Here is a 25,867-nt window from a genome sequence, read left to right as displayed (position 1 = left end):
AACGATTTTCAAGCTGTAAAAAGCGCGAAAAAAGTGATAGAATGTAAGGATGAAAAAAGCTTTCTTTTATTTAAGCTAAGGGAGCTGCTAAATGTTATTCAGAAATGGGGAAACTAAAATCATTTACTTTGATAATTCAGCTACTACAGCTATAAATCCAGAAGTTTTACGTACATATACAGATGTAGCCACTAAAATTATGGGAAATCCCTCGAGCTTGCACAGTTTAGGAACGACTGCAACACGTCTTTTGGACGCTTCACGCCGCCAGATTGCGGATTTACTTCATGTTAAATCCGAGGAAATTTTCTTCACCAGCGGTGGAACAGAAGGCGATAACTGGGTATTAAAAGGTGTGGCATATGAAAAGGAAAGATTCGGTAAGCACATTATTATCTCAGCTATCGAACATCCCGCAGTTAAAAATACTGCAGCATGGTTGGCTACGCAAGGCTTTGAGATTGATGAAGCACCTGTTGATGAACGAGGCTTTGTTCAAGTATCAGAACTTGAGGCATTAATACGGGAAGATACAATTTTGGTGTCTGTCATGGCTGTAAATAACGAGATAGGTTCTATTCAACCGATTAAAGAAATTGCTAAGCTTTTAGAAAATCGCCCTACCATTTCCTTTCACATAGATGCTGTACAGGCCATTGGTAAAATTGCACTTGAGGACTTTATGGTGGAACGTGTGGACTTTGCAACATTTTCAGCACATAAATTCCATGGTCCACGAGGAGTAGGTTTCCTTTACATCAAATCAGGAAAACGCCTAGCCCCTCTTTTACATGGTGGTGGTCAAGAAATTAACAAGCGCTCGACAACTGAAAATGTAGCAGGAATCGCTGCTACAGCTAAGGCGCTTCGTCTTGCATTGTCAGATTTTGATCATAAAGTTGAAAAAATTCGGCAAATGAAAGCGGTCATCTTCGAAGAACTCTCTAATCAAGAAAAAATTATCCTCTTTTCGGAAATGGATGACTTCGCACCAAATATATTGACCTTTGGAATTCGCGGAGTGAGAGGAGAAGTTGTTGTTCATGCTTTTGAAAAACATGAGATTTTCATCTCAACAACATCTGCCTGTTCTTCTAAGAAAAATGCTGCTGCCGGTACGCTCATGGCGATGCATGTCAAACCTGATCTTGCAACCAGCGCTGTACGTGTCAGTCTGGACCATACAAATAATATGTTAGAGATTGAAGCCTTTCTTACAATCTTCCGCAACATTTATCAAGAAATGCTTAAAGTGGCGAATTGATAAAAGAATAAAAGCCCCGATTAAGTGTCGGAGCTTTTTTATCTGTTGTTTAAGCAAAGAGTTGGCTAAAATACAACTATTGATTTTTCTCTTAAGTTAAGAGTTTAAGAATTAAAAATCATACAGTTCGGTAGAGAGATAGCGTTCGCCATTGTCTGCAGACAAGGTCAAGACTTTTTTGCCTTTTCCTAACTCCTTAGCTACTTCAAGGGCAGCCCAAATCGCTGCACCACTTGAGATCCCTACAAGGAAACCTTGACTAAAACCAATTTTGCGAGCAGTAGCAAAAGCTTCTTCCACCGGGACATCAATTACTTCATCATAAGAAGAAGTATCCAATGCTTTCGGGATAAATGGAACACCAATCCCTTGAAGTTTATGTGGCTGTGGTTGACCGCCTGTTAAGACAGGAGAGCTTGCAGGTTCTACGGCATAACTTTTGAGCTTAGGATTAGCTTTTTTCAGCACATGTGAGACACCAGAAATAGTACCCCCGGTACCAGCACCGGCCACGAAAGCGTCTAACCCGGTTTCGCCGAAAGCTTCTAGTATCTCTACAGCTGTTGTGGTTTCGTGGGCAGCTGGATTAGCCGGATTGTCAAATTGAAGGGGGAGGAACCAGCCTTTTTCTTCTGCAAGACGTTCTGCTGTGGCAATGGCTTCATTCATCCCTCCAGCAGCAGGAGTTAAAATAAGTTCGGCACCATAAGCCTGAATCAATTTGCGGCGTTCGAGTGAGAAGGTTTCTGGCATGACAATTACAACCTTGTAGCCTAAAGCAGCGCCAACAAAGGCAAGCCCAATACCTGTATTACCAGAAGTCGGCTCAATAATGGTTCCCCCCGCTTTTAGAAGGCCATCACGCTCTGCTTGACGAATCATATTGAGTGCAATGCGATCTTTTACAGAGCCTCCAGGATTAAATGCCTCGAGTTTAACATAAACTTCCGCACTGTCTTCAGGAAGATTTCGAAGTTTAATAATGGGTGTTTGACCAATAAGTTCAGTAATGTTTTCATAAATTTTAGACATAAAGTTCTCCTTTTATCTTTGATGATCCTGCTTCTTATTATAAAACCTACTTTATCAGTTTTACATAAAAAAAGCGAATGAACGCTATAAAAATATAATATCAAGGGTTATATAGTTTTACATTAGATAATAAATAGTATATACTTAAGAATAATGAATATTTTATTTATGGAGTTTTTAAAATGAATACAAAACACAAATTTTTATTTGGCGCAGCAGCTGTAGCTCTTACAAGCCTTGGGGCTGTAAAAGCTCAAGCAATGTCAGTACAAGAATTGGCTGAAGCAGCAACTCCAGTCGCAAATGAGTATGGTCTTTATCCATCAGTTATGATCGCCCAAGGTATTTTGGAAAGTAGTGCGGGACAAAGTGCATTGGCTGTGAACTATAACAATATTTTTGGAGTGAAATATACTTCAGGAAATCCAGTTTATTTGCCTACCCAAGAATTTCTTGACGGGCAAATGCATAATGTCGTGGAACCTTTCCAAGCTTATGCTTCAGTTGCAGAGGCTTGTGCAGCACAAGCACGTTTATTACGTGGCTCTTTCTTGTATTCAGGTGTTTGGCGTGAAAATACAAGCTCTTATCAAGATGCAACGGCTTGGTTGCAAGGACGCTATGCCACAGATCCAAATTATGCCTCAAAATTAAATGCTGTTATTGCGCAATATGGTTTAACAGCTTATGATGGCGGAGAAGTAGCTACAACTTCAACAACAAGCTATGTGACAACTACAACTTCTACAGATACAAGTTCATACGGTACACAAACTTATACTGTTCAAGAGGGCGATACAGTCTATGATATTGCAGCGCACTATGGTGTATCAATGGATGCAATTCTTTCCCAAAATGGTCTCTCAGCTACAGATCATATCATGCAAGGCCAAGTCCTCCAAATTCCATCAGCTGGAACTACTGCAACGACCACATCAACTACAAGTGCTACAACGATGGCTACAAGTACCGTTTCTAGCTCTTACACTGTCCAATCAGGCGATACATTAACATCAATTGCTTCTGCTTATGGAAGAACAGCAGATGATCTTGCTGCAATAAACGGTATCACAGGGAATATCTATCCTGGACAAACATTATCTGTATAATAAAAAAATAGCTCTCTCAAGTAGAGCTATTTTTTTATTGAGTAAAATTTCTAGAAGTTTATTAAACCTAATAAAAAGCCCGTATGGGCTTTTTATATTAGAAAAATGGATTATAAAGCTTTTCTTTTCCGATTGTCGTTCTTGGACCGTGCCCAGGATAAACTGTATAGTCTTCGGGAAGTGTAAAAAGTTTCTCCTCAATAGATTGCAGTAGTTGACTGTGATTTCCAGTGGGGAGGTCTGTTCTTCCAATTGCATCGGCAAAAAGTGCGTCACCAGAAAAAACAAGTTTTTCTTCTTCAAAAACTAGACTAATCCCTCCGGTAGAATGCCCAGGAGTATGACGCACGTGGAAACTCAGCCCAGAGAGATTATAAGGGGTATCACAGTCATAATATTCATCTGCATCACTCTTACAAATGACAGGCGAAGGCATCATTAAGGCTGAAGCATTGAGCTCGGGTTTTTTTAGCCACTCTTTTTCATTTGCATGCAGATAGACTTTAGCTTTGGGATATGCTTCCTTGAGAGCATCGAGTCCCATAATGTGGTCAAAATGTGCATGCGTGAGGAGAATAGCAGTTAAAGGTTTGTCAATTTCGTGGAGTTTTTCAATAATTTTTTCTGGTTGACTTCCAGGATCAATAAGTATACTCAAAGCAGAATTGCTCAGGATATAAGCATTTTCCTGAGCAATTTCACTAACGATTTTCTCGATTTTCATAAATTAATTTCCTGTTACACTAAGGTCAGAACCTTGTTTTACGACATCACTTGGCATTTGCCAGTCTGCAACTGATGTTGGATCAGGATATAAATCCGTCATCATTGCTTTGAAAACCTTAGCAGCGACGTACATATTTTCACCATAGACAGGCTGTAGTCTATTTTTATATCCTGTCCATACAGCCATAGAATATTGTGGTGTGTAACCAACAAAGTTTTCGTCTGGTGCCATTGAACCACCTTGAAGCTGAGCTTGAGTGATTCCAGCTGTTTCAAGTGCTTTTGGATACTCAGCATCATCGTAGTTGGAAGTTCCGGTCTTCCCTGCTTCAGGAAGGCCAGGAGTTTGCGCATAAAGACCTGTAGAAAGAGCAGGTATTGTTCCGTCATTTCCTTTGATAACATCTTTGAGAATATCGGTAATGAGGTAAGCAGTTGAGGACTTCATCGCACGTGTGCGCTCTGGCTCATAAGTCTTTGTCGAGCCGTCAGGCATCACAATTTTTGAAACATAGTAAGGTTTTGTGTAGATACCATCGTTCGAAAAAGCAGCATAGGCAGCAGCCATACGTTCAGAACTTGCACCATATTGAGAGTCCTTGCTGATTGAATTACTAGAAATCCCATTTGAGAAGACCATATTTCCAGGCTCATAAATGGCTTTTCCTTCGCTATCCGTACCAGTTTGTACAGGATACTTAAAGCCAAGTTTATTGGCAAAAGCGGTCGCATTATCTAGTCCTACAGCAGCTAAAGTTTTAATGGCTGGGATATTACGTGAAAGTGCTAAAGCTTGTCGTACGGAGATATTTCCCAGATACTGATTGTCCCAGTTATTCAATTGAATATTTTGAGCATCGGGATAGAAATAGGGACCAGAGTCAGAAATGGTTTGGGCAGTGCTTGTATAAATGCCATTTTCAAAGGCAGGTGCGTAGTCGATGAGTGGTTTCATCGTTGAACCCCAGTCACGAGTAGGTTCTGTAGCTTGATTTGAGCCAAAAGGAACGATTTCTTGCTTACGTCCACCGATTTGGGCAGCAACGCCACCTGTCTGTGTATCAATCAAAGTTGAAGCAACTTGAAGTTCGTCATCAGTGAATGGTACAGAATCATTGGTATTGACAATGTTGAATAGATTTTCCTGCGCTTTGCTGTCAAGTGTGGTATAAATCTTTAACCCAGCATTCGGTGCGTCTGTCCCTGTTTCTCGATTGGCTTGTTTAATGGCCTCATTGATGAAGTCATTGGCATAGTCAGGGATATTTACACCACTCTTCAAATCTTGCAAACCATCATCGATCGGTGTATTGATGGCTTCATCTCTTTGCTTCTCCGTAATTTTACCATTACGGTACATCGAATTGATAACCAAATCACGACGATATTTTGCTGCTTCTGGATTTTTATAAGGATTATAAGTATTTGGCGCTTGTGGCATACCCGCGAGTAGGGCTAATTGTGCGATAGACAACTCGGTTAAGGGTTTGTTGTAGTAAGCTTGAGAAGCTGTGCCCATACCGTAATAACCATTTGCCATATTGACTTTATTAACATAAGCGGTAAATATTTGCTCTTTCGACCATTTTTGGTCCAGCTGTAAGGCAAGCCAAGCTTCTTGAATTTTGACTTTCATGTTTTGGTCTGCGGAGTCTGTGGAGAAGAAAGACAGCTTAATTAACTGCATATCTAAGGTAGAACCACCTTGGATATGTCCGCCACGCAAGTTATTAACTAAAGAACCAGCAATACGTATTGGGTCAACACCACGTGTATTGAAAAAGCGACGGTCTTCAATCGAGGTTACAGCATTAACGAGCATGACAGGGATATTATCAGTCTGTACCAAATCGCGCTGTTCAGCTCCAAGGGTGGCAATTACTTTCTCGTCCTTGTCATAGACTACAGTTGATGGTGGTGACTGTAATTTACTCATGTCTAATTTTGGGGCATCTTTAGCGTAATAGATAAAGAGTGCACCAGCAGCAACAAAAGTCAGGATGATTGTTGAAAAAATAAGAATTAAAGCCCATTTCAATGTCGAAATGAGGGACCTTTTGACTGTTGTGTTTGTATTTCGATTCATTTTTGATTTTTTTCGTTTATTAGTAGGAATTTTAATTCACCTCGCAAAGTTGATTAACGATATCCAAGTATGGAATCCTAGGAATCTGATTTGATGAAATTTGGTAAGCATGTTGCTTAATGTAATCAAGAGGGATAGATTTCAAACCTTTTTTCTCTTGATAAAAACGAATCAAATTCTCAGAAGGCAAGTAGTAAGTTTCGCCCAAAGACGCAAAGTGTAAAAGAACAAAGGCAATCCCTTTTTGTTCAAGAACTTTAGACATATGGACGATTTGATGCTCATGAAAATTTTTCAGAGGAAAACTTGTCTTCTGATGGGTTTCTTTGGCTTCAAAATCAATATATCTTCCTTGGTAGACGCCAGAATAATCTGTCGTTGAAGCCTGTCTAAAGTAGGCTTCGGTAATTTTAGCACGGCTACGTTGGGGATAATCCACCTTTACAATTTGTATAGGCGTTGGTTTTTTATGGATCACAGCGATATCATGTGCGAGATAATAATCATTCGTCGCATTAATCTCTGCTTCAAAGTTCATTCCACGTTTACCAAATTTTACTGCCGATTTAGATTTTACCATATTCGGAGCACTTTTCGCAGTGTTATGCACCACTTTTTTCTCCGTTTGTTTTTCTGAAAATATTTTTCTTTGTTTATTTAATCCTTGAGGATATTTTAGCATGTGTGTGTTTCCATATATTAAATTGTTACTTCTATTGTATAATGTAATTATAGCAAATTATTTGCCTTTTGGACTGTAATAGTTAAAAGAACATATTATTGTAGAGATTCTTTTTAGTTTTATTGCTTGAAATTTTAGTGCGAGCACTAAGGACAGCTGCTTTATTTTATTGCATAAATTGATAGAAAATAGACTTTGGATAATCTGGGCAATAAAAATAAAGTACGAATATATATATTTAACAAGGAAGTTTTGGTTATGAAGACGCTGCTTATTACAGGTTATACAGCCTTTGACCTGGGGATTTTTGATGAAAAAGATATAAAAATATCGATTATCAAGAGAGCTTTTAAAAGAAGGTTGGAAGCTTACTTGGATCAAGGACTAAAATGGGTGATTTTTACGGGGAGTCTTGGCTTTGAATATTGGGCATTGCAAGTTTCTAAAGAATTACAAACAGAATACAATTTTCACATTGCTAGTATATTTCCCTTTGAAACGCAAGGACAGAACTGGAATGAGGCGAATCAAGACAAATTACGTGAATTTAAAGATGTAGATTATGTTAAATATGCTTACGAAGATTACGAAAGTCCAAGTCAATTTCGTCAGTATAACGATTTTTTGCTTGAAAATTCGGATGGTTCTTTAGTTTTATATGACGAAGAAAACGAAACCAAGCTCCATTTTATTACGGATAGGATGCAAAAGACATCAAATTATAATATGGAATTGATTAGATTTGAAGATTTACAAGAAATTTGTGACGATATGAACAATATGTAACATAGACATAAAATCTTACACAATAGTAAAAAAACGCACTTTTTTTAATCTATAATTTTTGGTATAATAAGTAACAAATAATAGCGCTGCTCAAGTTTAATAATTGGTTACAGCCTAGATAGAATGGGGAAAGAAAGTGGTTGATTTATACTTATCGCCTTCATGCACAAGCTGCCGTAAGGCGCGCGCATGGTTGGACAAACACAGTGTCCCTTATACGGAGCACAACATTTTGACACAGCCGATGACAAATGATGACTTACGTAAAATTTTGTCAAAAACAGAAAACGGAACGGAAGATATTATTTCAATTCGGTCAAAAATATTTCAAAAACTTGCTTTGGATCTTGATGAGTTGACAATTAATGAGTTGATTAATCTTGTGACAGAGTATCCGAACCTTTTGCGCCGGCCGATTATCACAGATGATCGTTTGTTACAAATTGGTTTTAATGAAGACGAGATTCGTGCTTTCTTACCTCGTCATTATCGTCGCGCGGAAATGAAACGTGCGGTAAACGACTTCTAACTGCATATGGGAGAGTGGAAATAATGAAAGCTAATTATCAATATCCACTTGATTTAAGTTGGAGTACTGCTGAAATGACTGCAGTACTCTCTTTTTTCAATCAAGTCGAAAATTTTTATGAGAGTAAAGTGAACAAGGAAGAGTTTTTGGAAGCTTATAAGGCATTCAAGAAGATTGTTCCTTCTAAGATGCAAGAAAAACAGCTGGGACGAGAATTCGAAGAAAACAGTGGTTATTCGCTTTATCGTGCCGTCAAGGAGGTACAAGCGAGTGAAAGACAATTTGTTCGCTCTGAAAAAGCTTAAACAAGCAAAAACTTGGGTGAGAGAAGCTGGTGCTTTTCTTCGTGATAATATTCATCAAACTTTGGAAGTTTCGCAAAAAAGTAATTTTAGTGATTTGGTGACAAATTTTGATCATCAGGTTCAAGAAATCATCATTGAAGAAATTAGTAGGTCTTATCCTGAGGATAAAATTTTAGCAGAAGAAGCAGGACGAAATACTGCGGATTTTGATCGCAGTCAAGCAAATTTTTGGGTATTGGATCCGATTGATGGCACGATAAATTTTGTTGTACAGCAAGACAACTTTGCTGTGATGCTGGCTTATTATGAAAAAGGGCAGCCACAATTTGGATTAATCCTTGATGTAATGGCGGACAAACTTTATTGGAATAATGCGCAAGAAGTTTTTTGTAATGATCGGTTACTTTCTTACAAACCTCAAGTTTTTGAAAAAAGTCTGCTTTCAATCAATTCAATGATTTATCGTAAAAATTTATATAACCTAACAAACTTTAGTTTGAATACTTTAGGAGTAAGGATGTTAGGCAGTGCTGGGATAGCTTATGCGGACCTTCTTGAGGGAAAAACAGTTGCTTATTTTAGCCGTTTGCAACCTTGGGATTATGCCGCGGGAGGTATTCTGACCGAAAAACTCGGTTTTGTGACTAAAACCTTTGAAGGGGAAAAACCCAATCTTACAGACCGCCAGTACGTTTATAGCCTACCTGCACATTTAGTTGAACAATTAATACAAGGGACAGACATAATCCTGTAAAGTTGACGAAAAGATTCATTGTGCTATAATTTAGGGTGTCTTTCAGAATAAAGAAATTATAGGAATGTATAAATGGATAAAATAATTGTCAAGGGTGGAAATACCCGCCTTAAAGGAACTGTAGAAATTGAAGGAGCAAAAAATGCTGTTCTGCCTTTACTTGCAGCGACACTTTTGCCAAGCGAGGGAGAAATTATTCTTCGTAATGTTCCTATCTTGAGCGACGTCTACATGATGAATAATTTAGTGGATCATCTTGGAGTGGATTTAGAGTTTTCAGAAGAAAGTAAGACCGTTCATGCACAAGCAGCTGCTAAAATAAAAACAAAAGCGCCTTACGAGTTCGTGAGTAAAATGCGTGCCTCTATCGTTGTAATGGGTCCAATTTTAGCTCGAAACGGGCATGCTCGTGTCTCAATGCCCGGCGGTTGCTCAATTGGTTCGCGTCCTATCGATCTCCACTTGCGTGGCTTTGAATTGATGGGGGCGGAAATTACTCAAGAAGCGGGTTACATTGAAGCTAAGGCTGAAAAGCTACGTGGTGCACATATCTATTTGGACTTCCCATCTGTTGGTGCGACACAAAACTTGATGATGGCTGCAACTCTAGCAGAAGGAACAACAACTTTAGAAAATGCAGCTCGTGAGCCTGAAATTGTCGACCTTGCAAATTGGCTTAATAAAATGGGAGCAAATGTCAAAGGGGCTGGCACAGATACAATTATTATCAAGGGTGTTGAAAAAATGCATGGTGCGAACCATGCGGTTGTACAAGACCGTATTGAAGCTGGAACCTTCATGGTAGCAGCTGCGATGACACATGGGGATGTGTTAATCAAAGATGCGGTTCGTGAGCACAACCGTCCCTTAATTTCTAAATTGATTGAGATGGGTGTGGAGTTTGTCCAAGAAGATGAAGGACTTCGTGTTCTTGGACCTGAAGTTTTGAAAGCTACAAATGTTAAAACTCTACCACATCCTGGTTTCCCAACAGACATGCAATCGCAAATGACTGCGGCTCAAGCTATCGCTAAGGGTAAATCAACAATGATTGAAACGGTTTTTGAAAATCGTTTCCAACATTTAGAAGAAATGCGTCGTATGGGCTTAACTATCGATATTACACGGAACACAGCCATCATCCAAGGCACACGAAAATTACAAGGTGCACAAGTTAAATCAACAGATTTACGTGCAAGTGCAGCATTAATTTTGCTTGGTATGGTTGCGCAAGGTCAAACTACAGTACGTAAATTAAGTCACCTTGATCGTGGTTATTACCGCTTCCATGAAAAATTAAAATCACTTGGAGCAGATATTGAACGTGTTCCAGAACTTGAGGAAATTGATGATTAAAAAAACGATTAAAGTATTAGGCGTTCGCCTTTCATTGGTCTTTTTAGTTCTTGTACTTGTCCTTATAGCAGGTGCAGCGGGCTTGATGTTAGGCTATGGTGTACTAGGCGGCGGACAAGCGTCCCGTGTTTTTAGTGGCGACCTATGGCAAGAAGTCATGCAACGTTTAAATCCATAAAAAGTTTGCTTTTGCAAGCTTTTTTTATCATTTAAATTCAAAGGAAAGAGAGAAAAATAATCGTTCAAAAAGTTGAATTCACTTAGTTTTTATGCTATTCTAGAAAGGTATGAAATTTCTGAGCTCAAGGCTCATAAATAAGGAGAAATAATTAATGACTGCAAGTTTTGAAAAAACTGGTGTTAACACTGGTACACTCTCATTTTCAATCGACCAAGAAACAATCAAAAACGGTCTTGACAAAGCTTTCAATAAAGTAAAAGGTAATATCTCAGTGCCTGGTTTCCGTAAAGGTAAAATCAGCCGTCAAATGTTTAACCGTATGTATGGTGAAGAAGCTCTTTATGAAGAAGCTTTGAATGCTGTATTGCCAACTGCTTATGATGCAGCTGTAAAAGAAGCAGGTATCGAACCTGTTGCTCAACCAAAAATTGATGTCACTAAAATGGAAAAAGGTTCTGACTGGGAGTTGACAGCTGAAGTAACTGTTAAACCTGAAGTAGAACTTGGTGACTACAAAAACTTGGAAGTTTCAGTAGAAGCAACTAAAGATGTTGCTGATGATGAAGTTGAAGCACGTTTGTCACAAGAACAAAACAATCTTGCTGAATTAACTGTTAAAGAAGGTAAAGCTGAAAACGGAGATACAGTAGTTATCGACTTCGTTGGTTCTATCGATGGCGTTGAATTTGAAGGCGGAAAAGGTGCGAACCACAGTTTAGAACTTGGTTCAGGTCAATTTATTCCTGGCTTTGAAGAACAACTTGTTGGCACTTCAGCTGGTGAAGAAATCGATGTGAAAGTGACTTTCCCAGAAGACTACCAAGCTACAGATCTTGCAGGAAAAGAAGCAGTATTTGCAACTAAAGTTAATGAAGTTAAAGCAAAAGAAGTTCCAGAACTTGACGACGAATTGGCGAAAGATATCGACGAAGAAGTTGAAACATTGGATGAACTCAAAGCTAAATTCCGTAAAGAACTTGAAGATGCTAAAGCAGAAGCTTACAACGATGCTGTTGAAACTGCAGCTATCGAAACAGCTGTAGCAAATGCTGAAATCAAAGAAATTCCTGAAGAAATGATTCACGAAGAAGTTCACCGCGCAATGAACGAATTCCTTGGAGGCATGCAACAACAAGGTATCTCACCAGAAATGTACTTCCAAATCACAGGTACTACTGAAGAACAATTGCACGAACAATACCAAGCAGATGCAGCTAAACGTGTACGTACAAACCTTGTAATCGAAGCTATTGCAGCAGCTGAAAACTTTGAAACTACAGATGAAGAAGTTAAAGCTGAAATTGCTGACTTGGCTGCACAATACAACATGCCTGTTGAACAAGTTGAAAAACTTCTTCCAGTTGATATGCTCCAACACGATATCGCAATGAAGAAAGCTGTTGAAACAATCACAGATTCAGTTAAAGTTAAATAATCGTTTTATACAAAAATGAAAACTCAGAGCACATGATGCTGTGAGTTTTTTTATTTTCTTTAAATAACGGATGAGCATTTTATAAATCAAATTTTTTGACTTCTAAGAGAGGGTATGGTTTAATGGTTTAAAAATATAAACGAAAGAATAGATAAGAATGAAATTTGAACATTTAAAACATGAATTGAGTGAAGTCGGTGACTTTTTAATTGCCTTGGGTGATGAAAAACGACAAGCAATCATTATTAAATTGCTCGAAGAGAGTGATTGTAAAGGGATACAAGTAGGCGATTTAATCGAGGCAACAGGTTTATCTCGCCCAGCGATTTCTCATCACTTAAAGATTCTACGTCAAGTAAAAATAGTAAACTATCGGTCAGAAGGAACAAAAAATTTTTATTATCTTGAACACGACACATCAGAAATTATAAAATTGCAACACTTTCTAGATGAAGTGACAAGGATAATGAAAGGAAAGCAAGAAAAATGAAGAAAGTTTTGATTGTCGAAACAAATGTTAATCGTTATAAAAATACCAATGAAGCGACAGGGCTTTGGCTGGGAGAGAGCGCAGAGTTTGTTGATGAACTACAAAAAGAAGGTATTGCTTATGATTTTGTGAGTCCAAATGGAGGTTATGTTCCGCTTGATCCGCGAAGCATGAAGTATATGGATGAAGCCATCTGGAACACTTATGATGATTATGACTTTGTCGAAAGAGCATTAAAAAACACCTTAAAACCTGAACAGATAGCTCCACAAGACTATAGTGCCATATATTTTACAGGTGGTCATGGTGTGATGTGGGATTTTCCAGATAATCCAGAAATACAAAAAATTGCGCAAGATATCTATACACATGATGGATACCTCACTTCCGTATGTCATGGTATTGCCGGTTTACTTCATCTCAAGGATCAAGAAGGTCATTATATTATCTCAGGGAAAAAAATAACGGGATTTACAACAGCTGAAGAAGTCATTGCAGGCAAGAAGAGCGTTGTTCCCTTCCTCAATGAAGAACTTGCTAAAAGCCATGGTGCAATCTGGTGTAAAAAAAGGTTCTATAAAGATTTTGCCGTCCAAGATGGGCAACTTATAACGGGACAAAATCCGTTTTCTGTACGGTCAGTTGCTAAAATGCTTATAAAGGAGATTAAATAATGCAAACAATACTAGGAAGTAATGGACAGATTGGTCAAGAACTGGCTAAGGAACTTTTTAAAAAATATACAAAAGAAATTAGACTTGTGAGTAGAAAACCTCGTAAAGTAAACTCAACAGATCACTTATTTCCAGCAGATTTATTGAAGTTTGAAGAAGCCAGTGCAGCGATTGCTGGTAGTGAAATTGTTTATTTTACAGCAGGTTTACCTATGAATTCAGAACTTTGGGAAGAGCAATTTCCTCTTATGATGAAAAATGTTATCGAAGCTTGTAAACTACACCAAAGCAAACTGGTTTTCTTTGATAATACTTACATGTATCCTAAAAATTCAGAAGTGCAATATGAAGACACTAAATTTGTACCACAGGGAAGAAAATCAGCAGTACGTGCACACTTAGCAGAGATGGTCATTAAGGAAATGGAAAACCAAGCGCTCGAAGCTGTGATCTGCCGTGCGCCGGAGTTTTATGGTCCAAATCATACGCAGAGTATCACAAATACAATGGTCTTCAACGCTATTAAAGAGAATAAAAAAATAAAAATCCCCTTGAGTGCTACTCGTTTGAGAACATTGATTTGGACCCCCGATGCTAGCCGTGCAATGGCTCTTATAGGGAATGATGTCGATGCTTATGGTCAAACTTGGCATTTGCCATGCGCACCAAGTTTGACTTATCAGGAAATCATTACACTTTCGGAAAAAATCACAGGCCAAAAACTTCGATATACAACAATTAAGATGTGGCAATTTAAATTAGCCAGCCTTTTCAGTCAAAAAGCGAAAGAATTACAAGAACTTCTTCCACGTTATGCAGAAGATAATGTATTTAATTCAGACAAGTTTAAAAAACGTTTTCCAAAATTTGAAATTACAAGCTTTGAAGCAGGAATCAAAGCGGTTCTTTCAGAGAAATAGAAGTTTAAAACTTACTAAGGACTCGCCCTAATTCATTTGATATACAAGGGGCAAAATGATAAACTTTTAAAGGAAGTGGAAAGGGGGGGACATGGAAGAGATAAAAAACATTATTTTTGACTGGGATAACACACTCTTTCCTTTTAAAAAATATTGGGAAATAGCGCATCGTAAAGTTTTTTTAGATTTGATTGACTTCCAAGATGGATTTTCTATAGATGATTTTATGGCAAAATACCGTGAATTGGATGAGCAACTCTGGCCCTTGGTTCATGAAGGGAAAATGACGATTGCGCAGTTGCGCGAAGAGCGTGTGCGCCAGGTTTTAGATTACTATGCGATTCACTATAAAGAAAACTTTGTGCGTTTATTCTTTGATATCTTTTTGACAGCCTTGCTTGAAGAAATAGAAGTTGATCACGATTTACTGACTAAAATAAAAGAGCTCTCCCAGAATTACAATATAGCTATTTTAAGTAATGGTGAGAGTTGGGAACAAAGAGAAAAGATTAAGCGTTTTGGTTTTGAAAACCTCTTTCCTGTTTATATTTCAGCTGAAACGGGCTTTGCTAAACCTGATCAAGCAGCCTTTCGGAATATTTTGGAAAAGGAAAACTTTGAACGTAAAGCAACGCTCATGGTCGGGGATTTGGTTGAACACGATATCCTTCCTGCACAAGAGCTTGGCTTAGCTACTGCTTATATAGGATATAACGACAGTAAAATTGCAGATGAAAACTATAAGAGTATTCAATCCTTTCTTGAGGACTTTTTGAAATAAAGAAACTTGAAATTTCCTCTGTTTTCCTGTAAAATGATAGAGTTATCAGTGCCGTCTGTAGTGTAATGGATATCACGCAAGATTCCGGTTCTTGCGATGGGGGTTCGATTCCCTCCAGACGGATAATTTTTTATTTTGAGCGCTGTAAGACATTGTGAGAAGCACAATGTCTTTTACATTTTGATATTCTCATTTCTTGCTTAATCAATAAGTGAGAAACATGGGAAATGGGCACCAAAGTAGAAAATGTTTTTTATTTGACTCCACCAATGGATAGAAAAGAACGTAATTAGAATATTGAGGAAGATATGGATATTCAATTTTTAGGGACGGGCGCAGGTCAGCCGTCACGAACGCGAAAAACACAAGCTATTGCTTTGAAGTTACTCGATGAACGTAACGAAATATGGCTATTTGATTGTGGTGAAGCGACTCAACATCAAATTTTGGAAACATCAATTAAGCCAAGAAAAATCACCAAAATTTTTATTACACATTTGCATGGCGATCATATTTTTGGTCTACCAGGATTTCTATCAAGCCGTTCATTCCAAGGTTCAAGTAAAGATGAGGACCATACGGACTTGGAATTATATGGACCAAAAGGTCTGAAAGACTTTGTGATGACAGCTTTACGCATGTCGGGGTCGCGCCTTGGGTATAAGGTTCATTTTCATGAACTTGAAATGCCTGGGAAAATCTTTGAAGATGACAGTTTTGAAGTATATGCTGATACCTTGGATCATACAATTTTTTGTTTGGGCTATCGTGTAGTCGAAAAAGAGCGTCCTGGAGAACTCGATGCAGCGGCCTTGAAAGCAGATGGTCTACCTTTTGGCCCACTCTTTGGAAAAATTAAGAGTGGCGAAACAGTAGAGTATGAGGGAAAGGTATTTCATCCAGAAGACTATATCGGTGCAGATAAACTTGGCAAAGTGGTAACGATCCTTGGAGATACACGCCGGACACCAAGTGCTGTTCGTTTAGCTGTTGGTGCAGATCTTTTAGTTCATGAAGCAACTTATGAAGCAAAAGAGTCAAAAATGGCCCGTCGACATGGACATTCGACTTCAAAACAAGCAGCAGATGTTGCACAAGAAGCTGGTGTAAAACGCTTGCTGCTCACACATATCAGTGCACGATATGTCGGCCCACTCGTGGCTCAGCTCGCACAAGAAGCACGAGCTGTCCATCCTAACTCCTATGTGGCGAAAGATTTTTATGAAGAAAAAGTTGAGTAAAAAGAATATAGTAATTACAGGTGCTAGCGGCGATATTGCACAGGCGCTTATTCAGCGTTTAGAGGGGCATAATCTTATCTTGATCAGTCGTTCCCTTCCCCAGCCAGTCATTCCTGATAAGGTGGATATTCTTATTAACAATGCAGGATTTGGGGAGTTTTCGGCGTTGACCAACTTATCAGATGAACAGATTGACGAAATGTTCAAGGTGAATACGTTAGATTTGATTAAGCGCACACGTGATTTACAACCGCAGCTGCAAGTCATTAATATTGCATCTATCGCAGGAAAATTACCTACAGCTAAGTCAACAGTGTATGCAGCGTCCAAAGCTGCTGTTCTTGCTTTTTCAGATGCTTTACGTTTAGAAATACCGGGTCTTATCGTGACAACAGTCAATACAGGACCGGTCCTTACAAAATTTCATAAAGGCAATGCTGACTATCTTGAAAAAGTAGGTAAAAATGCGGTTAGTGCAGACTACGTTGCGGGTAAAATCGAGCAGGTTTTAGGTAAAAATAAAAGAGAAATGAACTTACCCCCTCAGCTGGCTTTTGTTGCGAAAGTTCGTGCTCTTTTTCCAGCTCTAGTAGACAATATAGGAAATAAGTTTTTTAATTATAAATAAATCTTCAAACAGGCAGTCGAAGTGGAGGAAACTTGATTAAATCAAAATATATATGGAATTTAACTGAGTCAGACTTACCAGATGAGTTTCTCAAGTTAAGTAAAAAATATAAATTAGACACACTGGCAGCGCAAATTTTGTGGCAACGCGGTATTAGGACAGAAGAGAAAATGCAAACCTTCTTAAAACCTGATTTGCAGCAGTTGCATGATCCGTTTTTACTGCATGATATGGAAAAAGCCGTTCAAAGAATTTTGACTGCAATTGAAAATGGGCAAAATATCTTAATATATGGTGACTATGATGCTGATGGCATGACGGCAAGTTCAGTGATGAAATCGGCACTGGATGAATTAGGAGCGGAGGTACAAGTCTATCTTCCTAACCGCTTTACCGATGGGTATGGACCAAATCCTGATGTTTATAAATATTTCATTCAAAATGAAGACATTGATTTGATTATTACCGTGGATAATGGGGTGGCTGGTCATGAAGCTATAGCTTACGCACAAAGCCAAGACGTTGATGTTATCGTTACTGATCATCATAGTATGCCAGAAGAGCTACCCGAAGCTTTTGCTATTGTGCATCCTGAACACCCTGGAGCAGACTATCCATTTAAGTACTTGGCTGGAGTCGGAGTGGCTTTTAAAGTCGCAACAGCACTTTTGGACTACATTCCTTCAGATATGCTTGACTTGGTAGCAATCGGGACAATTGCGGATATGGTTAGTCTCACAGATGAAAATCGCATCTTGGTAAGTCATGGGCTAAAAGTGCTAGCAAATACTGAGCGTGCAGGCCTGATGGAACTCATGCGTCTCTCAGGAACTGATTTTGAAAAGGTAAACGAGGAGACCGTTGGATTTCAAATTGCACCTCGTTTGAATGCTCTAGGACGCTTAGATGATCCAAATCCAGCAATTGAACTATTAACGGGCTGGGATGAAGAAGTGGTCTCTGAAATCGCGCAAATGATTGATGAAAAAAATAGCGAACGTAAAGTAATCGTCGAGAATATCTTCAATCAAGCCCTCACAATGATGACAGATGAACCTGTACAAATTCTTTATCATAAGGATTGGCATAAAGGTGTTCTAGGGATCGTTGCAGGGCGTTTGCTTGAGCAATTTCACAAACCTATAATAATGTTGGCAGAAGAAGAGGGAATTCTCCGAGGATCAGCCCGTTCGATTGAAAACTTTAATATATTTGAAGCACTCAATGGACATCGAGAGCTCTTTATCGCTTTTGGTGGTCATAAACAAGCTGCTGGAATGACTTTTGCCTTGGAGAATGTGGAAGCAATTAAGCAAGTGATGCTTGATTTTATTCAAGACAACGACATTGATATGTCAGGGAAGAGCACACTAGAAGTTCAGGGAAGTCTGCAGTTTGACCAGATAAGCTTAGAGACGATTAGAAGTTTAGAAAAATTGTCTCCGTATGGCATGGATAATCCGAAACCTCATTTTCTTATTACGGATTACCAGGTTGAGCAAGCTCGGAGCATGGGAAAAGATAACAGTCATCTCAAACTTAAGTTAGTACAAAAGGGGCAACCTTTAGATGCGGTTTACTTTGGTCATGGGACAGAAAGTCTGGAATTTGAACAAAGTGATACTGAGCTTGTTGGCACCTTGTCTAGCAATACCTGGAATGGTACAACAACCGTTCAGCTTATGGTGGCTGATGCCAGAGTAAATGGTGTTGAACTTCTGGATATTCGAAGTCGACAAGTCGAATTGCCCAAAAATACAATACGTTTTGTCCATAATGAAGTGAAAAATGGTACAATAGAAGAAGTGCTTATTATTGAGGAAGCCCCAACCGATAAGGGTGCCTTATCGACTTTAACGGAATTAATACATGAGCAAGATTTTGAATTGATTTATTTCAAGAATACAATCAAACAAAATTATTATTTGACGGGATCAGGGACACGTGAGCAGTTTGCGCGTTTCTATAAAGCAATCTATCAATATCCTGAATTTGATATACGCTTTAAATTGAAAGATTTAGCAAATTATCTGAAGATACCAGATATCTTACTGATAAAGATGATTCAAATATTTGAAGAACTGAATTTTGTAACAATTGATAATGGCATGATGAGTGTGAATAAAGCAGCAGAAAAACGTGATATTGCTGAAAGTAACATTTACCAAGAGCTTCGAGAAATTGTTGCATTTCAAGAACTTTTCGCCTTATCCCCTGTCAAAGAAATTTATAAAAAATTAAAAGAGGAAGATGCACATGCAACTTAAAGATTACATTGCAACGATTGAAAATTACCCAACAGAAGGTATCGTTTTCCGCGATATCTCACCACTTATGGCGGATGGAAATGCCTACAACTATGCCGTTACAGAAATTGTGCAATATGCACGTGATAAAGAAATCGATGTAATCGTTGGCCCAGAAGCGCGTGGATTCATCGTTGGATGTCCGGTTGCTTTTGCGCTTGGTGTAGGTTTCGCACCAGTGCGTAAACCAGGAAAATTACCACGTGAAGTCATTTCAGCAGACTATGAAAAAGAGTATGGTACAGACACATTGACAATGCATGCTGACTCGATAAAACCAGGACAACGTGTTCTGATTGTAGATGATCTCCTGGCAACAGGTGGAACAGTAAAAGCTACGATTGAGATGATTGAACGTTTGGGTGGTATCGTTGTAGGTTGTGCCTTCTTTATTGAGCTTGACGAGCTTAAAGGACGCGAAAAACTCGGTAACTATGATTACAAAGTCTTGATGCATTATTAATTTAAGCCTCACCAAACAAGACTGAAAACGACATATAATGAAACAGCTTAAATCCGTTTACATATTGACAATGAAGCGAATTTAATATAATATAGAAAAAGAAAATCTGAAAGAGAGCAAAAAAGTTTGAAAATTGAAGCATTAGAAGGACAAAATATCGAAGAACTTTCAATGATTGAAGTTGCTCATGCAATTTTGGAACAAAATGGTAAGGAAATGGCTTTTGCGGAAATCTTGAATGCCGTTCAAGACTACTTGAAAAAGTCTGATAACGAAATCAAAGCCACAATTGCACGTTTTTATACAGAAATGAATACAGATGGAAGCTTTATTCCATTGGGAAATAATGTTTGGGCATTACGCTCATGGTACGCTATTGACGAAATCGATGAGGAAGTCATTGCCCTCGATGAAATTGATGACGAAGAAGAGAAAACAACGAAAAAACGTACAAAAGTTAATGCATTTGGTATCGAAGACGAAGTGGATCCTGAAGATGAACACATCGATAAAGGTAATGATGCAGATGACATGACTTATGATGATGAGAATCCAGATGACGAAAAAGATGAAGTTCAAGCTTATGATGCTGAACTTGCTGAAGTTGAACTGGATAACGTGGATGAAGACGTTGAACTCGATGAAGAGGACGACGATGATGACGACAACGACTCAGAAGAGAATTAAAATCTAAAAGAGTGAGGTCCATGGCCTCGCTTTTGTGAATATTACCCAACAAACTTACGCTTCGCTTTTCAAAAGGGAGAGAAGCGTGATAAGGAGGATTAACCTTGGTAGAAAAAGATACGGAGAAGTTTTCGAGAGAAAGTTTCAAAGATAAAATCTTGCGTGAACTTGAAGAAGGAAATCGAGCAAACACGGATGGGACTTTTGAAAACTATGCCCGTGAATCCAACAAAGAGCTTTCTTCAACCCCGAGTAGACATACTCGGCGAGAACGTGCTGATTTTTCGGATATTCAACGTCCAACACCGTTTAAGTTGACAGAAGAACTCGAAAAACCTGAAGCAGAGGAACAACCTAATATCTCAGAAGATGTAGAACTTCCTGAAAAAACTGTTTCGGATCAAGCGAAAACAAAAGGACCAGCACAAGAAGAACGTCCAGACTTTGCAAGTGTTCGCGAGCAAATGCTCCAAGCGAGCCAAGGGCAAAGTTATTCACGACTTAGACGTAACTCAAAAAATTCTGATGAAGTTGCTGATGAATATGAAGCACCTGAAGATGAAGGGACAGATACAGCAGAAGCTATTGTCGAAGAGACGGAGCATAGACAAAGAAGTCGACGCTCAGCGGTAAAAGCTGAAGTTGAATCTGAAGAAATCCAACCTAAGCCGAAAGCGAAAAAACCGAAGAAGAAAGTCTCTTCTGGGAAGATTATTGCTGTTATCGTAGCCGTTCTAATTTTGGCAGCAGCTGGAACTGGCTTTTATGGCTACAGTTTCATCAAAGAAGGGGTACAACCGCTCAATACTGCAAATACAACCAAGCGCGCCATTAATATCCCAGCTGGAGCAAGCAGTAAACAAATCGGAGATATCTTACAAAGAGAAGGTATTATCAAAAATGGTATGGTTTTCCAATACTATACTAAATTTAAAAATTTCAGCGGCTTTAAGAGTGGCTACTACAACCTTGCACCAAGCATGAGCTTATCAGATATTGCGAGTCTTTTGGAGCAAGGAGGAACTGAGCATCCTGTTGAACCAACTCTAGGTAAAATTTTAATTCCAGAAGGTTACACATTGGAACAAATCGCTCAAGCTGTTACAGTGAACTCGGCTGATAAAAATGAAAAAACACCTTTTACAAAAGATGAGTTTATGAAGACAGTTCAGGATCAAGCCTTCATTGAAAAAATGAAGCAAGAGTTTCCAAAACTTCTTGGTAGCTTACCAAGTAAAGACAGTGGTGTGAAATATCAACTTGAAGGATATCTCTTCCCAGCCACTTACGAGTATACGAAAAAAACTACCGTTGAAAGCTTAATTGAGACAATGCTTTCAACAACAAATACACAATTGGAACCTTTGTATGAACAAATCGAAGCCTCCCAACTTACGGTCAACGAAACTCTGAGTCTAGCTGCTATTGTCGAAAAAGAAGCCAACAGTGATGATGACCGTCGCAACGTTGCACAGGTCTTCTTTAACCGTTTGAACTTGGGGATGACAATGGATTCCAACACAGGTATCTTTTATGCTGAAGGTAAGCTTGGAAAAGATACATCGCTTGATCAACAAGCTGCAATTAATACAAAATTAGACTCACCTTTCAATACATACCTGTATCAAGGTTTTGGTCCTGGCCCAATCGTCAGCCCAAGTTTATCGTCAATCAAAGCAGTGCTTAACCCAACTGCAAATGATTATCTGTATTTTGTAGCAGACGTTGAAGGTAAGATTTACTTTGCGCAAACACTTGAAGAACAAAATATCAATGTTCAAAAGTATGTTAATGATGCGATTGCGTCGGGTAATTAATTTAGAAATTTAAAAAGGATAAAAAATGGTAGAAAAAACTTTCCCCATGACCAAAGAAGGTCTGGAAAAACTAGAACAAGAATTAGATAACCTTAAATTGGTTAAACGCCCTGAAGTTATTGAGCGCATCAAGATTGCACGTAGCTATGGTAACCTTTCAGAAAACTCAGAATACGAAGCAGCAAAAGATGAACAAGCCTTTATCGAAGGACGTATCTCAACAGTTGAAACAATGATTCGTTACGCTGAGATCGTCGACAATGCTAACATCGATAAAAATGAAGTTGCGCTTGGTAAAGCCGTTGTTTTCCAAGAAATTGGCGATGATGAAGAGGAAGAGTACGAAATCGTTGGTACTGCTGAAGCTGATCCATTTTCAGGTAAGATTTCAAATGAGTCTCCAATTGCCCAAGCTTTGATTGGTCGTAAAGTTGGTGATGTGGTAAAAATTCCATTGCCTATGGGTGAAATCGAAGTTAAGATTGTTGATGTGAAATAAAATAAAAAATCTGCTTTTTAGCGGATTTTTTATTTTAGAGGTGTTTCAGCCACTATTTTTGGTAAAAAATAAAAATTTTCGTTATAATAGTCAATAAAGGTCAAAGATTGGAGGTTCTATGTCTGCCCAAAATACTTCAGATATTATCGAAGCTTATTTGCGAAAACTGCTAGAAGAGGCACGTGAGATTGAGATTAAACGTGCAGATTTAGCCAGTCAATTTGACGTGGTTCCTTCGCAAATTAACTATGTGATTAAAACCCGTTTCACCCCATCAAAAGGTTTTGATGTTGAGTCAAAGCGTGGTGGTGGTGGCTACATCAAAATATTCAAATACCATTATTCAGCAAAGCACGAGTTCTTGCTTGATTTAGCGCAGAAGTTGCCTGCTAACTTGACTGAAAGTATGGCTCAAGATGTCTTGCAACTTTTATTTGATGAACACATTTTGACTGAACGAGAAGGCAATCTTCTCCTTTTGCTTTTGGCTGATAGTGATATTTCTAACAGTTGTCGAGCACAAATGATGATAAAAATACTACAGAGATTGGATCGTGATGATGAAATTTAATGAAAAGGACTATACACCACAAGTCATAAGAGTGCTTGAGAAGTCTGTTGACTATGCGCATAAGTTTAACTACGCTTGGGTTGAAAGCTCGCACTTATTGGCTGCCTTAGCTGAGGTCCCGGCTTCATTGGCATTTACGCTACTTAATTCAGAAAAAATTGATTTGGAAGAAATGTTAATCGACATTGAAGATTTTTCAAGTCAAGTGAAAACGAAGAAATCAGAAATAAAGCTTAGCCCAAGAGTTGAGACAATTATTGAACAAGCACGTGCATTGGCTCAAAACAACGATAAAAACCGCATAGGGACAGAGCATCTCTTGTATATGCTTTTAGCAAATGATGCTGGCTTTGCAGGACAACTTTTACGTGAGCAAAACATCAATATCGTTAACCTCCGTAAAAAGCTAGAGCAAAAAGCATATCTACGTGTACCAGAACGCCGTAAAGCGGTGACACCAGCTTCGAAAAGAAACTTGTCAGGGAAAGTTTCCGAAACCACGACAACGCCTACTTTAGACACGGTATCGACAGATTTGACAAAAGCAGCCCGTGAAGGCAAGCTTGATCCAATGATTGGAAGAGAGCGAGAAGTCGAACGCCTCATCCACATTTTGAGTCGTCGGACAAAGAATAATCCTGTTCTTGTTGGTGAACCTGGTGTTGGTAAGTCAGCGATTATTGAAGGCTTTGCGACGCGTGTGGCTGCAGGGGATGTTCCTGTAGGTTTACGTGGCAGTCGTATCATGGCCTTGAATATGGCGATGGTTGTTGCGGGGACAAAATTCCGTGGTGAATTTGAAGATCGTTTGACAGCTATCGTTGATGAAGTGACACATGATAAAGATGTGATTGTCTTTATCGATGAACTTCATACCATTATCGGTGCTGGTGGAGGAATGGATTCTGTTAATGATGCTTCCAACATCTTAAAACCGGCATTAGCACGTGGTGAGTTTCAACTTATTGGGGCAACAACTTATCAAGAATATCAAAAATATATTGAAAAAGATGAGGCCCTAGAACGTCGTTTTGCCCGTGTTAATGTTGAAGAACCATCAGAAGATGAAACAGTTGCAATCTTACAAGGGTTAAAAGAAAAATTTGAAGCTTACCATGCGGTCAAATTTGAAGAGGGAACTTTGGAACGTGCCGTCAGCCTGAGCAATCGTTATATGCCAAGTCGTCGTCTGCCAGATAAAGCAATTGATCTCCTTGATGAAGCCGCAGCCAAAGTTAAAATTACGAGTAAAACAAATTACACCAAGCTTGACGAATTAAAAGCAGAGTTAAAAGCAGAAGAGCTGAGATTACAAAAAGCAGTTGTAGCACTTGATATTGTTGAAGCACAGGAGATTGAAAAAGATATTGAAAAGTTAACGCATAAAATTGATAACTTTACAGTATCGGAAAATGATAATCCTTTGGTTGAGGAAAGCGATGTTTATGCTGTCGTTTCCAACCTTACAGGAATCCCGCTCCAACAGATGACGAAAACTGAAAGTGAACGTCTGATTAATCTAGAAAAAGAGTTACATAAGCGTGTAGTTGGTCAGGAAGAAGCGATATCGGCTGTTTCTCGTGCCATAAGACGTGCACGCTCAGGTATCGCCGATACGAGACGTCCTTTGGGTTCATTTATGTTCCTTGGTCCGACAGGGGTTGGGAAGACAGAGCTTGCTAAGGCTTTAGCGGAAAGTGTTTTTGGAAGTGAAGAAAACATGATTCGCGTAGACATGAGTGAATTTATGGAAAAATTCTCGACATCTCGCCTGATTGGAGCGCCTCCAGGCTACGTAGGTTATGATGAAGGGGGACAACTAACAGAGCAAGTCCGTAATAAGCCTTATTCTGTTATCCTTCTTGATGAAGTCGAAAAGGCCCATCCTGATATTTTCAATATCATGTTACAAATTCTAGATGATGGTTTCGTTACAGACACGAAGGGTCGTAAAGTTGATTTCAGAAATACGATTATCATTATGACATCTAACCTTGGTGCAACAGCTATTCGTGATGATAAAACAGTTGGTTTTGGTGCCAAATCAATCTCAACAGACTATGCAGCTATGAAAGCGAGAATCATGGAAGAACTGAAGAAACAGTACCGTCCAGAATTTCTCAATCGTATCGATGAAACTATCGTTTTCCATTCACTGACAGAAAAAGAGATTGAACAAGTCGTGAAAATTATGAGTAAATCTCTCGTATCACGCTTGAAAGATCAAAATATCAAAGTGAAATTTACACCTGCTGCTTTGAAAGTTATTGCTGATAAAGGATTTGATCCTGAATATGGTGCCCGTCCGTTACGTAAAGCTCTGCAACGTGAGGTTGAAGACACGCTTAGTGAGCAATTGCTTGCCGGCGAAATTCATCCGGGGGATACGATTTCTATTGGTTCTTCTAATAAAAAGATTAGAATAAGTGTTATTGATTGACTTGTAAGCGATTATATATTATAATTAAATTAGAAATAAAGAAAGGACGGTTCTTAAAACTTGACTGTCCAGCGCCTTGCAAAACAGTGAAGGTTCAACACAAGA

Annotated in this window: 26 protein-coding genes and 1 tRNA gene; 23 read left to right on the top strand and 4 right to left on the bottom strand. The window is 38.8% G+C overall.

Annotated features, from left to right (window positions below; translation table 11 throughout):
• Positions 1-118 precede the first annotated feature (118 nt).
• Positions 119-1,264 (top strand): cysteine desulfurase family protein, encoded by a 1,146-nt coding sequence (locus VNN39_RS01870; RefSeq protein WP_338998078.1) that lies wholly within the window; start codon positions 119-121, stop codon positions 1,262-1,264.
• Between the two features lie 111 nt (positions 1,265-1,375).
• On the opposite strand, the gene cysK is transcribed toward VNN39_RS01870, so the two are convergent.
• Positions 1,376-2,296: a cysteine synthase A gene (cysK, locus tag VNN39_RS01865; RefSeq protein ID WP_165713119.1), complete on the bottom strand. Its 921-nt coding sequence runs from the start codon at positions 2,294-2,296 to the stop codon at positions 1,376-1,378.
• Positions 2,297-2,478: 182 nt separating this feature from the next.
• Here cysK and VNN39_RS01860 point away from each other — a divergent pair, with 182 nt between their 5' ends.
• On the top strand, positions 2,479-3,405 hold the full coding sequence (locus VNN39_RS01860) for a glucosaminidase domain-containing protein (protein WP_165711870.1): 927 nt from the start codon (positions 2,479-2,481) through the stop codon (positions 3,403-3,405).
• Positions 3,406-3,502: 97 nt separating this feature from the next.
• Here VNN39_RS01860 and VNN39_RS01855 read toward each other — a convergent pair whose 3' ends face one another.
• From VNN39_RS01855 to recU, 3 genes are read right to left on the bottom strand one after another with little or no spacing between them, the layout of a single operon-like run.
• Complete coding sequence (locus tag VNN39_RS01855) at positions 3,503-4,129, bottom strand: MBL fold metallo-hydrolase (RefSeq protein ID WP_096368675.1); 627 nt, start codon at positions 4,127-4,129, stop codon at positions 3,503-3,505.
• A gap of 3 nt (positions 4,130-4,132) precedes the next feature.
• A complete protein-coding gene (locus VNN39_RS01850) occupies positions 4,133-6,217 on the bottom strand; it encodes a transglycosylase domain-containing protein (protein ID WP_165711871.1) in 2,085 nt (694 codons plus the stop codon).
• A gap of 31 nt (positions 6,218-6,248) precedes the next feature.
• Positions 6,249-6,899 (bottom strand): Holliday junction resolvase RecU, encoded by a 651-nt coding sequence (recU, locus tag VNN39_RS01845; RefSeq protein WP_017369393.1) that lies wholly within the window; start codon positions 6,897-6,899, stop codon positions 6,249-6,251.
• A gap of 258 nt (positions 6,900-7,157) precedes the next feature.
• Here recU and VNN39_RS01840 point away from each other — a divergent pair, with 258 nt between their 5' ends.
• The 21 genes from VNN39_RS01840 (at position 7,158) to VNN39_RS01740 (ending at position 25,762) form a co-directional block, all read left to right on the top strand.
• Positions 7,158-7,685, top strand: a complete 528-nt coding sequence (locus tag VNN39_RS01840; RefSeq protein WP_165714304.1) for a DUF1273 domain-containing protein — start codon at positions 7,158-7,160, stop codon at positions 7,683-7,685.
• A 136-nt stretch (positions 7,686-7,821) separates the two neighbouring features.
• Positions 7,822-8,214 carry a transcriptional regulator Spx gene (gene spx, locus VNN39_RS01835; RefSeq protein ID WP_003133982.1) on the top strand — a complete coding sequence of 131 codons (393 nt, stop codon included), beginning with the start codon at positions 7,822-7,824 and terminating at the stop codon, positions 8,212-8,214.
• A gap of 23 nt (positions 8,215-8,237) precedes the next feature.
• On the top strand, positions 8,238-8,519 hold the full coding sequence (locus VNN39_RS01830) for a UPF0223 family protein (protein ID WP_096368672.1): 282 nt from the start codon (positions 8,238-8,240) through the stop codon (positions 8,517-8,519).
• Positions 8,485-9,273 carry an inositol monophosphatase family protein gene (locus tag VNN39_RS01825; RefSeq protein WP_096368671.1) on the top strand — a complete coding sequence of 263 codons (789 nt, stop codon included), beginning with the start codon at positions 8,485-8,487 and terminating at the stop codon, positions 9,271-9,273. The genes VNN39_RS01830 and VNN39_RS01825 overlap by 35 nt, the downstream gene beginning before the upstream one ends.
• A 72-nt stretch (positions 9,274-9,345) precedes the next feature.
• Positions 9,346-10,629, top strand: coding sequence for a UDP-N-acetylglucosamine 1-carboxyvinyltransferase (gene murA, locus VNN39_RS01820; RefSeq protein ID WP_338997762.1), 1,284 nt, complete (start codon positions 9,346-9,348; stop codon positions 10,627-10,629).
• Positions 10,622-10,807, top strand: a complete 186-nt coding sequence (locus tag VNN39_RS01815; RefSeq protein WP_017370713.1) for a DNA-directed RNA polymerase subunit beta — start codon at positions 10,622-10,624, stop codon at positions 10,805-10,807. The genes murA and VNN39_RS01815 overlap by 8 nt, the downstream gene beginning before the upstream one ends.
• A 154-nt stretch (positions 10,808-10,961) precedes the next feature.
• Entirely contained in the window at positions 10,962-12,245 is a 1,284-nt protein-coding gene (gene tig / locus VNN39_RS01810; protein ID WP_017369387.1) for a trigger factor, read from the top strand.
• Positions 12,246-12,402: 157 nt separating this feature from the next.
• Positions 12,403-12,735: a metalloregulator ArsR/SmtB family transcription factor gene (locus VNN39_RS01805; RefSeq protein ID WP_339007179.1), complete on the top strand. Its 333-nt coding sequence runs from the start codon at positions 12,403-12,405 to the stop codon at positions 12,733-12,735.
• Positions 12,732-13,409, top strand: coding sequence for a type 1 glutamine amidotransferase domain-containing protein (locus tag VNN39_RS01800; protein WP_270264504.1), 678 nt, complete (start codon positions 12,732-12,734; stop codon positions 13,407-13,409). The genes VNN39_RS01805 and VNN39_RS01800 overlap by 4 nt, the downstream gene beginning before the upstream one ends.
• Positions 13,409-14,329, top strand: a complete 921-nt coding sequence (locus VNN39_RS01795) for an NAD-dependent epimerase/dehydratase family protein (RefSeq protein WP_270231273.1) — start codon at positions 13,409-13,411, stop codon at positions 14,327-14,329. The genes VNN39_RS01800 and VNN39_RS01795 overlap by 1 nt, the downstream gene beginning before the upstream one ends.
• A 91-nt stretch (positions 14,330-14,420) precedes the next feature.
• Positions 14,421-15,110, top strand: coding sequence for an HAD family hydrolase (locus VNN39_RS01790; RefSeq protein ID WP_017369383.1), 690 nt, complete (start codon positions 14,421-14,423; stop codon positions 15,108-15,110).
• 51 nt (positions 15,111-15,161) lie between these two features.
• Positions 15,162-15,233 (top strand) — tRNA-Arg (locus VNN39_RS01785).
• Positions 15,234-15,418: 185 nt separating this feature from the next.
• Positions 15,419-16,351, top strand: coding sequence for a ribonuclease Z (gene rnz / locus VNN39_RS01780; RefSeq protein ID WP_338997759.1), 933 nt, complete (start codon positions 15,419-15,421; stop codon positions 16,349-16,351).
• Positions 16,332-16,979 (top strand): SDR family NAD(P)-dependent oxidoreductase, encoded by a 648-nt coding sequence (locus VNN39_RS01775; protein WP_017369381.1) that lies wholly within the window; start codon positions 16,332-16,334, stop codon positions 16,977-16,979. Before rnz ends, VNN39_RS01775 begins: the two co-directional genes overlap by 20 nt.
• 32 nt (positions 16,980-17,011) lie before the next feature.
• Positions 17,012-19,246 carry a single-stranded-DNA-specific exonuclease RecJ gene (gene recJ / locus VNN39_RS01770; RefSeq protein ID WP_213495581.1) on the top strand — a complete coding sequence of 745 codons (2,235 nt, stop codon included), beginning with the start codon at positions 17,012-17,014 and terminating at the stop codon, positions 19,244-19,246.
• Complete coding sequence (locus tag VNN39_RS01765) at positions 19,236-19,748, top strand: adenine phosphoribosyltransferase (protein ID WP_003135164.1); 513 nt, start codon at positions 19,236-19,238, stop codon at positions 19,746-19,748. Before recJ ends, VNN39_RS01765 begins: the two co-directional genes overlap by 11 nt.
• 126 nt (positions 19,749-19,874) lie before the next feature.
• On the top strand, positions 19,875-20,435 hold the full coding sequence (gene rpoE, locus VNN39_RS01760; RefSeq protein WP_096368662.1) for a DNA-directed RNA polymerase subunit delta: 561 nt from the start codon (positions 19,875-19,877) through the stop codon (positions 20,433-20,435).
• A 104-nt stretch (positions 20,436-20,539) separates the two neighbouring features.
• On the top strand, positions 20,540-22,252 hold the full coding sequence (mltG, locus tag VNN39_RS01755; RefSeq protein WP_338997758.1) for an endolytic transglycosylase MltG: 1,713 nt from the start codon (positions 20,540-20,542) through the stop codon (positions 22,250-22,252).
• Between the two features lie 25 nt (positions 22,253-22,277).
• A complete protein-coding gene (gene greA, locus VNN39_RS01750; RefSeq protein ID WP_338997757.1) occupies positions 22,278-22,751 on the top strand; it encodes a transcription elongation factor GreA in 474 nt (157 codons plus the stop codon).
• A gap of 118 nt (positions 22,752-22,869) precedes the next feature.
• Positions 22,870-23,322, top strand: a complete 453-nt coding sequence (locus tag VNN39_RS01745) for a CtsR family transcriptional regulator (RefSeq protein WP_165711882.1) — start codon at positions 22,870-22,872, stop codon at positions 23,320-23,322.
• On the top strand, positions 23,312-25,762 hold the full coding sequence (locus tag VNN39_RS01740) for an ATP-dependent Clp protease ATP-binding subunit (RefSeq protein WP_213495742.1): 2,451 nt from the start codon (positions 23,312-23,314) through the stop codon (positions 25,760-25,762). Before VNN39_RS01745 ends, VNN39_RS01740 begins: the two co-directional genes overlap by 11 nt.
• Positions 25,763-25,867: the final 105 nt, after the last annotated feature.

It is taken from the genome of Lactococcus formosensis (assembly GCF_037892375.1).
GTDB classification, from domain to species: domain Bacteria; phylum Bacillota; class Bacilli; order Lactobacillales; family Streptococcaceae; genus Lactococcus; species Lactococcus formosensis.
Note: the sequence above shows the minus strand (reverse complement) of the source record. Positions and strands in the feature narration are given on the sequence as shown.

Coding starts and splice junctions, on each gene's coding strand:
- cysK (WP_165713119.1), bottom strand. CDS start 2,296: ATGTCTAAAATTTATGAAAACATTACTGAACTTATTGGTCAAACACCC.
- VNN39_RS01860 (WP_165711870.1), top strand. CDS start 2,479: ATGAATACAAAACACAAATTTTTATTTGGCGCAGCAGCTGTAGCTCTT.
- VNN39_RS01855 (WP_096368675.1), bottom strand. CDS start 4,129: ATGAAAATCGAGAAAATCGTTAGTGAAATTGCTCAGGAAAATGCTTAT.
- VNN39_RS01850 (WP_165711871.1), bottom strand. CDS start 6,217: ATGAATCGAAATACAAACACAACAGTCAAAAGGTCCCTCATTTCGACA.
- recU (WP_017369393.1), bottom strand. CDS start 6,899: ATGCTAAAATATCCTCAAGGATTAAATAAACAAAGAAAAATATTTTCA.
- VNN39_RS01840 (WP_165714304.1), top strand. CDS start 7,158: ATGAAGACGCTGCTTATTACAGGTTATACAGCCTTTGACCTGGGGATT.
- VNN39_RS01830 (WP_096368672.1), top strand. CDS start 8,238: ATGAAAGCTAATTATCAATATCCACTTGATTTAAGTTGGAGTACTGCT.
- murA (WP_338997762.1), top strand. CDS start 9,346: ATGGATAAAATAATTGTCAAGGGTGGAAATACCCGCCTTAAAGGAACT.
- VNN39_RS01815 (WP_017370713.1), top strand. CDS start 10,622: ATGATTAAAAAAACGATTAAAGTATTAGGCGTTCGCCTTTCATTGGTC.
- tig (WP_017369387.1), top strand. CDS start 10,962: ATGACTGCAAGTTTTGAAAAAACTGGTGTTAACACTGGTACACTCTCA.
- VNN39_RS01805 (WP_339007179.1), top strand. CDS start 12,403: ATGAAATTTGAACATTTAAAACATGAATTGAGTGAAGTCGGTGACTTT.
- VNN39_RS01800 (WP_270264504.1), top strand. CDS start 12,732: ATGAAGAAAGTTTTGATTGTCGAAACAAATGTTAATCGTTATAAAAAT.
- VNN39_RS01795 (WP_270231273.1), top strand. CDS start 13,409: ATGCAAACAATACTAGGAAGTAATGGACAGATTGGTCAAGAACTGGCT.
- VNN39_RS01790 (WP_017369383.1), top strand. CDS start 14,421: ATGGAAGAGATAAAAAACATTATTTTTGACTGGGATAACACACTCTTT.
- rnz (WP_338997759.1), top strand. CDS start 15,419: ATGGATATTCAATTTTTAGGGACGGGCGCAGGTCAGCCGTCACGAACG.
- VNN39_RS01775 (WP_017369381.1), top strand. CDS start 16,332: ATGAAGAAAAAGTTGAGTAAAAAGAATATAGTAATTACAGGTGCTAGC.
- VNN39_RS01765 (WP_003135164.1), top strand. CDS start 19,236: ATGCAACTTAAAGATTACATTGCAACGATTGAAAATTACCCAACAGAA.
- greA (WP_338997757.1), top strand. CDS start 22,278: ATGGTAGAAAAAACTTTCCCCATGACCAAAGAAGGTCTGGAAAAACTA.
- VNN39_RS01745 (WP_165711882.1), top strand. CDS start 22,870: ATGTCTGCCCAAAATACTTCAGATATTATCGAAGCTTATTTGCGAAAA.
- VNN39_RS01740 (WP_213495742.1), top strand. CDS start 23,312: ATGAAATTTAATGAAAAGGACTATACACCACAAGTCATAAGAGTGCTT.